Raw genomic sequence first — 10,889 nt, 5'->3', positions numbered from 1 at the left:
AGATGGTCACCGTCAAGGACGGACTCATCACCGAGTTCCACCCCTTCTACTGGGACACCAAGGCCGTGGCCGACGCCCTGCGGGTGCCCCGTTCAACGTGACGTTCGGCGCACGTCACCCGGAGGTGCCGACCATGGCGGGCGCGGCGGCCACTCTCCTCAGGCCGCGGATCCAGGTCTCGACCTGTTCGGTCGGCGCGGATTTCGGCATCCCGGTCATCCGCAGAGCCATCGGGGGCAGGTCTGCCGTCGTGGGGACCGGTACCACGATCGAGGCGAGGTCGTAGCGTCGGCCGGCGACGAGGTCAGGGCAGAACAGGTCGACGAGATCGGCGGTCGCCTGCCGCACATCGCGTTCCTGCCGGGGCAGCCGGTCGGACCGCTCGAATTCGGTCAGCACCGCTTGATGACGCCGCAACAACTCCGGCTCGGCAGCGAGGAGCGAGTAGCCACGATTTCGCACTACGTCGAGCAGTCTGCCGTGGAGGGTGCGACGGTCTCGGCTGTTGTCGGGCGCCCGCTGCAACCAGCCCTCGATCTCCGAGGGTGCCGCATTCGCCATGAACACGGCGCCGAGTGGCGGGATGATGGGTTGCCGATGTCCGAGCGGGACGGTCTCGGACGCCCGCCCGCCACTGGCGGTGAGCACTTGAACCGCGTCGCTGCCGATCTTGACGAGGACGCTGCAGCCGACCGCGAAGGCGGCGCTGAGGTCCTCCACCTCCGACCGGATCGTCTCGGCCAGCTGCGCTGCCTGGATCAGCTCCGGATCCGGCGCGGCGATGAACGATCCGGTCGAGAACTTTCCGTACCCGCCTTGGAAGAACAGCAACGGCAAGGTCGACCGGGCGACGCCGAGCTCTTGCACGCGCCCGAGAACGATGTAGTGGTCACCTGCCTCGCGCACGTCCTCGAACGTGCACTCGATCCAGGACACCGCGCCGTCGAGGACGGGTGAGCCGAGTGGTCCCGGCCGCCAGCGGACGCCGTCGAACTTGGCCGCGCCACCGGTCGCCAGCCGGCGGCACAGCGGTTCCTGATCGGCGGCCAGGACGTTGATGCAGAAGGTGGCGGCGTCTCGGAACCGCGCGAAGCTCCTCGAGCCCTTGGCGGGAAAGAAGGCGATCAGCGGAGGATCCAGGGAGACCGAGGTGAACGTTCCGACGACCATGCCTTCCGGGATGCCGGTCTCGGACACCGCGGTGACGACGGCTACCCCGGTCGGGTAGTGCCCGAGCGTCTCGCGGAACAGTGCGGGGTCGATCGTCGCGGTGCCGGCGTCGGTCATCGTGCGCTCCAGTCCGCAGCTCTAACATGTCTATTTAAGGTTTGTGACATGTTAAAAGGACCGACATGCGTTGTGTCAAGCTTCGCCTCACCGTGGCGGCAGGACGCTGACCTCGCTGCTCATCACCGAGGGCCACCTGATGATGGCCCGGAGCACATGCTGGTGAACATCTTCGATGTAGCGCCTGGCGTGCTCCGCGGCCTTGTCCACGTCCAGCTCGTCGAGGATGTGGCGCACCCAGTGGCCGGCCGGCGCTGTCGCGGCGTTGGTGTGATCCGAGGTGAGCAACAGTGCTCGGATGCGGCTCATGTCGCCCATGAGCCGCTGGAAGAAGTTGATCAGGTAGGTGTTGCCGGCAGCCTCGGCCAGGATTGCGAAGGTCCGGTTGACCACGTCGATGTCCAAGAGAGCCGACGGTGATCCGCCCTGCTCCCCGGCGAGCACGTCCAGTTCGTCGAACGCCGTCCGTGCCGCGTCGAGCTGGGCTTTACTCGCCTGGCGCAGACCGAGCCGGATGAGCTCGGGACCCACTATCCCCCAGACGACGAAGAGGTCGTCGATGGACTTCGGCGTCAACGGCGTGACCTGGTAGCCCTTGCGAGGCACCGTACGGATCAAGCCTTCGTGATCGAGGCGGGTCAGGGCGTCGCGCAGGGGTGCGGTGCTGAAGCCCGTGTCGGCCGCCAGCTGCTTCTCCGTGAGCCGCTGGCCAGGCGCCAGACGGCAGGCGATGATGTCGCCCCTCAGCCGGCGGTAGGCGGTCTCGTTCAGCGAGACGCGGGAGTCGGACACGTCGGTCACCAGGTCACCCCGTCGAGTTGTTGCTGGCAGTGGAAGACCACTGGCCCCGTCAGACTACCGGTGAGCGAGTCGAGATTGCGTCTTGACACCCCAGCTCGACCAGTCTAGACCTGGCACAGGCATTCAGTAACATTTCACAGGCGAGATGGAGAGCAGCACCGTGGCTGACACCGAGGACAAGGCAGCGATCGTCGAGCTGCTCAACCTGTACGGGTTCGCGCTGGACGCGCACGCCTGGGACCTGTTCGACCTCGTCTTCTCCCAGGACGTGACCGCGGAGTTCGGCCCGGCCGGCAACGCGTGGGTGGGTCTGGAGAACTTCAAGCGGTCCTTCGCGGAGTTCCACGAGACGCTGGACAGCCACCAGCACACGATGATGAGTCAGCTGGTGCACGTCGACGGCGATCGCGCCAACGCCTTCAGCTACGGAAACTGGCTGCTCATCCGGGAAGCGGCCGAGGACGGTCCCACGTGGACCGGCACCGGCTGGTACGACGACGAGCTCGTCCGCACCGAGGCCGGCTGGCGCATCCGGCGACGCGTCTGCCGGCTGATGTCCTGGACCGGCAACCCGTTCGTGCCCGAGCCGAACGCCGAGCACCGGCCCGACATGAAGCTCAACGTCCTGCGCGAGCACGCCGAAGCCGGCCGGGTCGCCTACCTCAACGCCGTCAAGGCGACCCGGTGACGGCGACGGCGCAACACCCCCTGAACGACCGACCCGACACGGAGACCACGATGCTCGTCACCGACGACCGGCCCGCCACGCTCGCCGCCGTCCTGGAGAAGGTGCACAAGCTCGGTCCGACCCTGCGCGCCGCCGCGCTGGAAGCGGAACGTGCCGGCCGCCACTCCGACGAGACGATCGCCGCGCTCGACGCCACCGGCGCCTTCGACATCGCCAGTCCCGCGGAGTTCGGCGGCGCCGAGCTCTCGGTCCGGGATCAGCTCGACGTCGTCACCGAAGTGTCGTCGTGGGACGGTTCGGCCGGGTGGACCGTGTGGGTGGCGGCCTCAACGAACTGGATCCCGGCCGGCTCGGGCGCCAAGGTCGTGGAAGAGGTCTACGGCCCCGCGTGGGTCGGGCCCCGCGTAGCCGGATCGAGCCACTTCCCGGCGACACGGGGGCGCGCGAAGCGGGTCGACGACGGCTGGATCATCTCCGGCGGCCCCTGGACGTTCGGCAGCGACGCGCTGTGGGCGCCCTACACGAACCTGGGCTGCATGGCCGACGACGGCGACGGCCGCTACCTCGTCGGAGTCCAGGTCCCCCGCAACGAACTGCAGTTCCTCGACGACTGGCAAGTCGCCGGCATGTGCGCCACGGGCAGCGTCTCCGTCACCCTCTCGGGCGATGAGCTGTTCGTCCCCGCCCACCGGGTCGCCGACTTCCGCGACGTCGTGGCCGGCACGCTGGACAACGGCCTGGCCGGATCGCTGTGGAAGGCCCCCTCGCTCGGCTGGGCGTTCAGCCTCATGGCCGGCATGTCGATCGGGATCGCCCAGGGCGCACTGGCCCGGTTCCTCGAGCGCTCCGCCGGCCGGCCGATCCGCGGCACGACGTACAAGAACCAGCTCGAGGCGCCGCTGACGCACCTCATGCTCACCGAGGTGCACAGCAAGATCCGGTCGGCGACGCTGATGGCGCAGGCCAACGCGGCCGAGACCGATCGGCTGGGCGACCTCGCCGCCGCCGGTACGCCCGCGTCGCCGGAGTACCTGCAGCACTTCAGCGCGCGCGTCCTCGCCGAGACCGCTTACGCCGCCAAGTGGTGTGCCGAGGCGATCGAGCTGCTTCAGCGCAACTCCGGTTCGACCGCGATCATGGACTTCGAACACATCCAGCGGGCCTGGCGCGACGCGCGCGTCGTCACCCTCCATGGCGCGCTGAACCTGGAAGCGCTTTCGGAGAATTACGGGCGCCTCATGGCCGGGATCCAGCCCCACGACTTCGCCGGGATCACCACCCTCAACCGCACCGCCGCACCCCAGGCCGGCTGACCCGACCATGTCACTCGCCAGAGATGCCGGTGTCGTGCGCGCGGCCCTCGTCGACGCCCCGGCCGCCGAGCCGCGCCTGGGCACGACAGTGCTGCCGCACCGGACGCGCGGCACGACGCTGGTCGCGGTGGCCGCGGCGCCGCTCAATCCGCTGGACCTGCTCATCGCTTCCGGGGCATTCCACTCAGTCCGCCACGAAGCCCCTTACGTTCCCGGCAGCGAGTGCGTGGGTGTCGTATTGGAATCCGACGCGCACGAGCCCGGCACCCGGGTGTATGCGGAATGCCACGCCGCACCGGAGACGCCGGGAGCGTTCGCCGACCGGGTCGTCGTCGCCGACGCGGACGTGGTCCCGCTCCCCCGCGGCATCGACCCGGTCTTGGCCGCCGCGGTCGGCAACGCGGGCACGGCGGCGTACCTGCCGCTGGTGGAGATCGCCGGTGTGCGACGCGGCGAGACGGTACTGGTGCTGGGCGCCACCGGCGCCGTGGGTCAGCTCGCGGTGCAGATCGCCCGGCAGGTGGGCGCGGGACGGGTGATCGGCGTCGGCCGGGACCAAGCCGCCTTGCAGCGCGTGCTCGATCTCGGCGCCGACGCCGTCGTCGCCCTACAGCCCGGCGAAAGCCGGGACGAACTGGCGGCCCGGCTGCTCGCCGCGGCGGGACCGGTGGACGTCGTCCTGGACGGGATCTACGGCACGCCCCTGGAAGCCGCCCTGCAGGTCTGCGCGCCTCGGGCGCGGCTGGTCAACATCGGCAACCTCGCCGGTCCGACGGCGCAGGTTCCGGCGGGGTCGATGCGCGGCAAGCAGCTGGTCCTGTCCGGTTTTGCCGGCCTGCACCTCTCCTTGCGGGACAAGTACCAGGCGCTGACCTGGCTGTGGGCCGAGATCTCTCGCGGCGGCCTGCAGCTGGCGACCCGCGTCTTCCCCCTCGACGAGCTGCCGGCCGCGTGGCGGGCCCAGTCCGGCTCGCCCCACGCCAAGTGCGTCGTCGTCCCCCACGGAGACCTGGCATGACCACGCTCCCCGCTCCCGAGGCCGACTGCCTCGTCGTCGGCGGCGGACCCGTCGGCCTGCTCACCGCGATCCTCCTGGGTCAAGCGGGAATGCGGGTCGCGGTCGTCGAGCGCTGGCCGCAGCGGTACCCGCTCCCCCGGGCCTGCACGATCGACCACGAAGCCCTGCGCATCCTGCAGGCCGCCGGGATCATGGCCGACCACGCCAATCTCTTCACACCGTCGCAGGGCGCCCGCGGCGGTTACCAGTTCCGTAACGGCGAAGGCGAGCTGCTGCGCTCGATCGACTGGAACCGGCCGGCCGAATCCGGGTGGGCCAACACCAACGGCTTCCACCAACCCGACCTCGAAGCGGTCCTCGAAGAGGTCGCCGAAGCCACCGCGGGCGTGACCGTGCACCGCGGCTGGGCGTTCTCCTCCTTCGCCCAGGACGCCGACGTCGTCTCGACGCAGCTCGTCTCCACCACGGAACCCGCGACGACGACCACCGTCCGCAGCCGATGGCTCGTCGGCTCCGACGGCGCGAACAGCCCGGTGCGCACCCAGCTCGCGGTGGACGTCGGCGACTCGGGCTTCGAAGCCGACTGGCTGGTCGTCGACTACCGGCCGTTGCGCGAAGAGACGTGGGACGCCTTCGTGGTCCAGTACTGCGATCCGCGCCAGCCGGCCACCGCGGTCAACAGCGGACCGGGGCGCCGCCGCTTCGAGTTCATGCGCCGCGACGACATGCCCGTCGACGAGCTGGCGCAGGAAGGCACGGCCTGGCGGCTCATGGCCCCGTGGGGAGTCACCCCCGGCAACGCCGAGCTGGAACGGCACGCCGTCTACACCTTCCGGGGCCGGTGGGCGCGAACCTGGCGGGTGGGCAACGCCTTCCTGGCCGGCGACGCCGCGCACCTCATGCCCCCGTTCCTCGGCCAGGGCCTGTGCGCCGGGCTCCGCGACGCCCGCGCGCTGGCCTGGCGCCTGGGCATGGTGCACGCCGGACTCGCGGATCCGAAGGTGCTGGACACCTACGGCCCGGAACGAGCCGGCCACGTCCGGGAGATCATCGATGAAGCGGTCGCTGCCGGCCGCGTCATCTGCGAGCTGGACCCCATACGAGCCGCAGCCCGTGACACCGAGCTGAAGCGGCAAGCGGCCACCGCCGTGGAACCACCGCACCCTCGGTTGGGCGCGCCGTCGATCACCGTCCCCAGCAGAGGCGTCGAGGGGCGGCTGGCACCCCAGGGACGGGTCGCGATCGCCGGCCGGACCGGTCTGTTCGATGACGTCGTCGGCGGCGACTGGCAGCTCGTGAGCTGGGCGGGCGATCCAGGAGAGCTGCTCGACGAGGAAGCCGCGTCGTGGTTCCGCAAGATCGGCGGCAGTATCACCGACCTGTCCCCGGCGGGCCCGGTGCGCGACCTCGACGGCGCCTACGAACGCTGGTTCACCCGGCACGGCTGTACCGCATTCCTCGCCCGCCCGGACTTCTCCGTCTTCGGCGCCGGCGACCACACCGACGTCCCCCGCCTCGTCTCGGAGCTGCGCCGCGCGCTGCAGCCCCACCCCGATGAAGGGAAACACCTGCGATGACCATGCGCGTCACCCGGCTCGCCGAGGCCGAACGCTTCGATCCACCCGGTCACACCGGTGTCGGGCCGGTACGCCTCCAAGGCGGCACGTCGACCCCGACGAAGGACGTGACCGTCGTGCTCTCGCACTACCTGCCCGGCGGACAGGCGGAGCTGAGCGAGCAGCCGGTCGAGACCGTGTACATCCTCCTCAGCGGCGAGCTGGTGATGGTCAGCGACGGCGAGGAAGCCACCCTCCGGCCGTACGACTCCGTCCACTTCACCGCCGGCACCCGCCGCGAGGTGGTCAACCGCAGCAAGCTGCCGGCCAGCATGCTCGTCGTCCGCCCGGTCGCCTGATGACCGATCTCGTAATGCACGGCGAACTCCCGGCCGAACACCGCCCCCACACCGGCGGCTCCTTCGACGCGACCGTGGTCACTTTCGCCGCGATCGGCCTGTTCGACAGCCTCACCGGCGACCAGCGGGCCCGGGTGCTGCTGCCGCACACCGACTCCGGCCGCACGCATTGGAACTTCCTGCCCGAGTCCGGCCGGCACGGCCTCCCCCTCGGCGAGCTGGACCGCCACCAGGAGGTGCTGGCGCACCGGCTCATCGCCGAGTCGATGTCGCTACCCGCCTACGCACGCGTGGTTCAGGTGATGAGCAACGAACACGTGCTGCGCGAGCTCAACCTCCCGGTCTTCGGCCACGTCGCCGCCACGTTCCGCGACGCCCGCGGCTACTTCCTGACCTTCTTCGGCCAGCCGCAACCCGACACCACCTGGGGCTTCCGGCTGGTCGGGCACCACCTGTCGATCAACGTCACCGTGGTCGACGGCGACCTGGTCAACGCCACGCCGTTCCTGCTGGGCGCCGAGCCGGCGCGCATCGGCCCGTTCCGCATCCTCGGCGAGGAGGAGGACGCCGCCTTCCTCCTGCTCGACGGCCTCACCGCCGGCCAGCGGGCGGAAGCGGTCATCCACGACAAGCCCCCGGCGGACTTCGTCACCCGCACCGTGCCCTACATCGGTGACGTCGAGTACCCGGCCTACCACGGCGTCGGCCGCCGCGACGCGATGATCACCGACGACGACCGCAGGGCGCTCGCCTACTTCCGCGCCCACCCCCGTGGCATCCGCGTCGGCGACCTCTCCGCCGCCCAGCGGGCTTGCTTCGACGACCTGCTGGCGAAGTTCGTGCACCGCGCCCGTCCCGGACTGGTCGGCGCCGAGATGGACCGCATCGCGGCCGCCGGCGGAGTCGACGAGCTGCACTTCGCGTGGGCCGGCGGCACCACCATCGACCTGCCGCACTACTTCCGCATCCAGGGCGGCGCCACCCTGATCGAGTTCGACAACGCCGAGGACGACGCCAACCACGTGCACAGCGTCTGGCGCGACCCGTCCAACGACTTCGCCGCCGACCTCCTCATGCAGCACCACCTCGACACCCCGCACGGCACCCACCACGAGGAGGCACACCGATGAGGATCGTGGGGATCCGCCGCGACGGCGGAGGAGTCGAGGTCGCGTCACTGTCCGACGACGGCGCCAAGGTCACCGTCGTGGCCGGGCTGGACGAGTTCTGGGCCGACGCCACCGGCTTTCTGTCACGGGTTCCGGATGGACCGATCGTCGCGATCGCCGACGTGCGGCAGGTTCCGCCGGTCCTGCCCGGTGCGCGGGTGATCTGCATCGGGCTGAACTACCTCAAGCACGTGGCCGAAGGCAGCTTCCGCGATCAGGACCTGCCGCCCTACCCGTCGCTGTTCGCCCGCTGGACGGCGTCGCTCACCGTCGGAGGCGCTCCGATCCCCGTCCCCGCCAACGAAGAGGGCATCGACTGGGAAGGCGAGGTCATGGCCTACGTCGGGTCGACACTCGTCGACGCCACACCCGAGCAGGCGCTGGCCGGCGTCGTCGGCTACTCGACGTTCAACGACGTGACGTCGCGACGGGCACAGAAGCTCACCAGCCAGTGGATCCTCGGCAAGAACGGCGACAGCTCCGGACCGCTCGGCCCGATGGTCCCGGCCGCCGAGGTCGGCGACCTGCGCGACGGCCTCCGCGTCCGGACGCGGGTCAACGGCGAGCTGGTCCAGGACGGTTCCACCGCCGAAATGGCCTATACGGTCGGCGAAACGCTCTCGCTGATCTCGCACACGTTCACGCTCCGGCCCGGTGATCTGCTGGCGACGGGTACACCAGCCGGCGTCGGCTACGCCCGCACACCGCCCTGGCTGCTGCACCCGGGCGACGAGGTCGAAGTCGAGGTCGAGCGGCTCGGCACCCTGCGCAACCCGATCGTGGCCAACGATCACCGGCTCTTGGGGAGCGGGCAGTGAGCGCCACGGCCGGACCGCTGTCCTGTGTCCTCGTCGTCGACCTCAGCCGCGCCCTGGCCGGACCCCACGCGACGATGATGCTCGGCGACATGGGCGCCCGGGTCATCAAGGTGGAGGCACCAGGAGTCGGTGACGAGTCGCGGCAGTGGGGGCCGCCGTTCGTGGGACCGCCGGACGACCCGGTCTCCACCTATTTCCTGTCGGCGAACCGCAACAAGGAGTCGATCCAGCTCGACCTCAAGTCCGACGCCGGGCGGCGCGATCTCGAGCGGCTCGTCGAGCGGGCCGACGTCCTCGTCGAGAACTTTCGGCCGGGTGCGCTGGAGCGCCTGGGTTTCGGCCTCGATCGTCTCAACGAGCTCAATCCTCGCCTGGTCCTGCTGTCGATCAGCGGGTTCGGCCACGACGGGCCCGAGGGCGGGCGGGCCGGGTACGACCAGATCGCCCAGGGCGAGGCCGGGCTGATGTCCCTGACCGGGCCGGGCCCGGACGAACCCACGAAGGTCGGGGTGCCCATCGGCGACCTGCTCGCCGGGATGTACGGCGCCTTCGGGGTCGTGTCGGCGCTGGCCGAGCGGGCGAACACCGGCCGGGGCACCGTCGTGCGGACGTCACTGCTGGCGGCGATCGTCGGCGCCCACGCGTTCCAGGGCACCCGCTGGACCGTGGCCGGTGAGGTGGCCCGCGCGCTGGGCAATCAGCACCCCACGATCGTCCCTTATGGAGCGTTCGCGACCCGGGACGGCACCATCCAGATCGCGGTCGGCAACGACCACCAGTGGCGCGCTGTCGCGCTGACCACCGGGCTCGACCCGACGGATCCCCGCTTCGCGACCGCCCGCGACCGAGTCCTGTATCGCGACGAGCTGACCGCTGTCCTGGAAAACCGGCTGAGCGAGCGCACTTCCGCGGACTGGCTCCGCCGGTTCGCCGAGGCCGGTGTCCCGTCGGGAAAGGTGCGGACCCTGGACGAGGTCTACACCTGGGAGCAGACGCTCAGCCAAGGTCTGGTCATCGATGTCGACCACCCCGTCCTCGGCAGGATCCGGCTGCCGGGACCGCCGCTGCGGATGGCGGGCCTCGACGGCACCGAGGTTCCGCGGACCCACACCGCTCCGCCGGCGCTGGGCGAGCACGACGAGGAGATCCGCGCGTGGCTGGACGCCAGGTGAGGCCGTCAGCCGGTCAGGACCTGCTGGATCGCGGGGCCGACGGTCGCGACGATCTGCTCGACGTCGGCGGCGACGATCACCGGGACCCCGATGATCCGCCTGCTGGTGACGACGCCGACCAGCATCGCCGCGGCCAGGCCGGCGCGCAGCATCGCGTCGCCATTGTCTCCGGCGCCGTGCAGCAACCGGGACTGGATGAAGTCGCGCAGCTGCGCGCGCGCGTTCTCGTTGCCGACCGCGCCGCGCAGCATCGCCATCAGGGGTTCCGACTCCTCGGCGCTGCCCTCCCACGCCCTCAGGTAGGCGCGCACCACGCGTTCGCCGAGGTGCTCGTCAGGTCCCTCGAAGGCGGTGTCGAACCGTTCCAGTGCCGACGCCGGAACGGCCATGACGGCGGCGAAGAGGTCGTCTTTCGAGCGGAAGAACTGCATCACCTGGGAGGCGTCCACCCCGGCGTCGGCGGCGATGCGGCGGATCGTGGTCTCGGCGAAGCCGTCGCGGGCGAACCGCGCTCTCGCCGCGTCGAGCACGGCCTGCCGGGTACTGCCGGGTCCGGGCTTGCGGCCGCGACGGACCCCAGCCGCCTCCTTGTGCGCGGTCATCCGGCGAGTGTAACGGCGGTTGCATTTTTCTCCACAAGCGTTGAGTTTTTCTCGAGTCCGCCGTACGGTCGAGTCAGGAAGGAACGCGGCACCAGGACGTGCCCGA

The 10,889-nt window shown here is 70.4% G+C and carries 11 protein-coding genes; 8 read left to right on the top strand and 3 right to left on the bottom strand.

Annotation, left to right across the window (positions count from 1 at the left end; all coding sequences use genetic code 11):
• Positions 1 to 114: 114 nt before the first annotated feature.
• Both C2L58_RS24410 and C2L58_RS24405 read right to left on the bottom strand, forming a co-directional pair.
• Positions 115 to 1,287: a flavin reductase family protein gene (locus C2L58_RS24410; RefSeq protein WP_103339939.1), complete on the bottom strand. Its 1,173-nt coding sequence runs from the start codon at positions 1,285 to 1,287 to the stop codon at positions 115 to 117.
• Positions 1,288 to 1,374: 87 nt separating this feature from the next.
• On the bottom strand, positions 1,375 to 2,088 hold the full coding sequence (locus C2L58_RS24405) for a GntR family transcriptional regulator (protein ID WP_103339938.1): 714 nt from the start codon (positions 2,086 to 2,088) through the stop codon (positions 1,375 to 1,377).
• 160 nt (positions 2,089 to 2,248) lie between these two features.
• On the opposite strand from C2L58_RS24405, the gene C2L58_RS24400 reads away from it, so the two are divergent.
• From C2L58_RS24400 to C2L58_RS24365, 8 genes are read left to right on the top strand one after another with little or no spacing between them, the layout of a single operon-like run.
• Complete coding sequence (locus C2L58_RS24400) at positions 2,249 to 2,776, top strand: nuclear transport factor 2 family protein (RefSeq protein WP_103339943.1); 528 nt, start codon at positions 2,249 to 2,251, stop codon at positions 2,774 to 2,776.
• Positions 2,777 to 2,826: 50 nt separating this feature from the next.
• The gene (locus C2L58_RS24395) at positions 2,827 to 4,089 is read left to right on the top strand and encodes an acyl-CoA dehydrogenase family protein (RefSeq protein WP_146073662.1); all 1,263 of its coding nucleotides are present in this window, start codon (positions 2,827 to 2,829) and stop codon (positions 4,087 to 4,089) included.
• 7 nt (positions 4,090 to 4,096) lie between these two features.
• The gene (locus tag C2L58_RS24390) at positions 4,097 to 5,107 is read left to right on the top strand and encodes a quinone oxidoreductase family protein (RefSeq protein ID WP_103339936.1); all 1,011 of its coding nucleotides are present in this window, start codon (positions 4,097 to 4,099) and stop codon (positions 5,105 to 5,107) included.
• Entirely contained in the window at positions 5,104 to 6,684 is a 1,581-nt protein-coding gene (gene mhpA, locus C2L58_RS24385) for a bifunctional 3-(3-hydroxy-phenyl)propionate/3-hydroxycinnamic acid hydroxylase MhpA (RefSeq protein ID WP_103339935.1), read from the top strand. Before C2L58_RS24390 ends, mhpA begins: the two co-directional genes overlap by 4 nt.
• The gene (locus C2L58_RS24380; RefSeq protein ID WP_199191418.1) at positions 6,681 to 7,022 is read left to right on the top strand and encodes a cupin domain-containing protein; all 342 of its coding nucleotides are present in this window, start codon (positions 6,681 to 6,683) and stop codon (positions 7,020 to 7,022) included. The genes mhpA and C2L58_RS24380 overlap by 4 nt, the downstream gene beginning before the upstream one ends.
• Positions 7,022 to 8,152 carry a DUF3500 domain-containing protein gene (locus tag C2L58_RS24375; RefSeq protein WP_103339933.1) on the top strand — a complete coding sequence of 377 codons (1,131 nt, stop codon included), beginning with the start codon at positions 7,022 to 7,024 and terminating at the stop codon, positions 8,150 to 8,152. The genes C2L58_RS24380 and C2L58_RS24375 overlap by 1 nt, the downstream gene beginning before the upstream one ends.
• Positions 8,149 to 9,009 (top strand): fumarylacetoacetate hydrolase family protein, encoded by an 861-nt coding sequence (locus C2L58_RS24370; RefSeq protein WP_103339932.1) that lies wholly within the window; start codon positions 8,149 to 8,151, stop codon positions 9,007 to 9,009. Before C2L58_RS24375 ends, C2L58_RS24370 begins: the two co-directional genes overlap by 4 nt.
• Positions 9,006 to 10,181: a CaiB/BaiF CoA transferase family protein gene (locus C2L58_RS24365; protein ID WP_103339931.1), complete on the top strand. Its 1,176-nt coding sequence runs from the start codon at positions 9,006 to 9,008 to the stop codon at positions 10,179 to 10,181. The genes C2L58_RS24370 and C2L58_RS24365 overlap by 4 nt, the downstream gene beginning before the upstream one ends.
• A 5-nt stretch (positions 10,182 to 10,186) precedes the next feature.
• Here C2L58_RS24365 and C2L58_RS24360 read toward each other — a convergent pair whose 3' ends face one another.
• Positions 10,187 to 10,783, bottom strand: coding sequence for a TetR/AcrR family transcriptional regulator (locus C2L58_RS24360; RefSeq protein WP_103339930.1), 597 nt, complete (start codon positions 10,781 to 10,783; stop codon positions 10,187 to 10,189).
• Between the last annotated feature and the right edge of the window lie 106 nt (positions 10,784 to 10,889).

It is taken from the genome of Amycolatopsis sp. CA-126428, assembly GCF_002904335.1.
Taxonomy (GTDB): domain Bacteria; phylum Actinomycetota; class Actinomycetes; order Mycobacteriales; family Pseudonocardiaceae; genus Amycolatopsis.
This window is presented reverse-complemented; position numbering and strand designations above follow the sequence as displayed.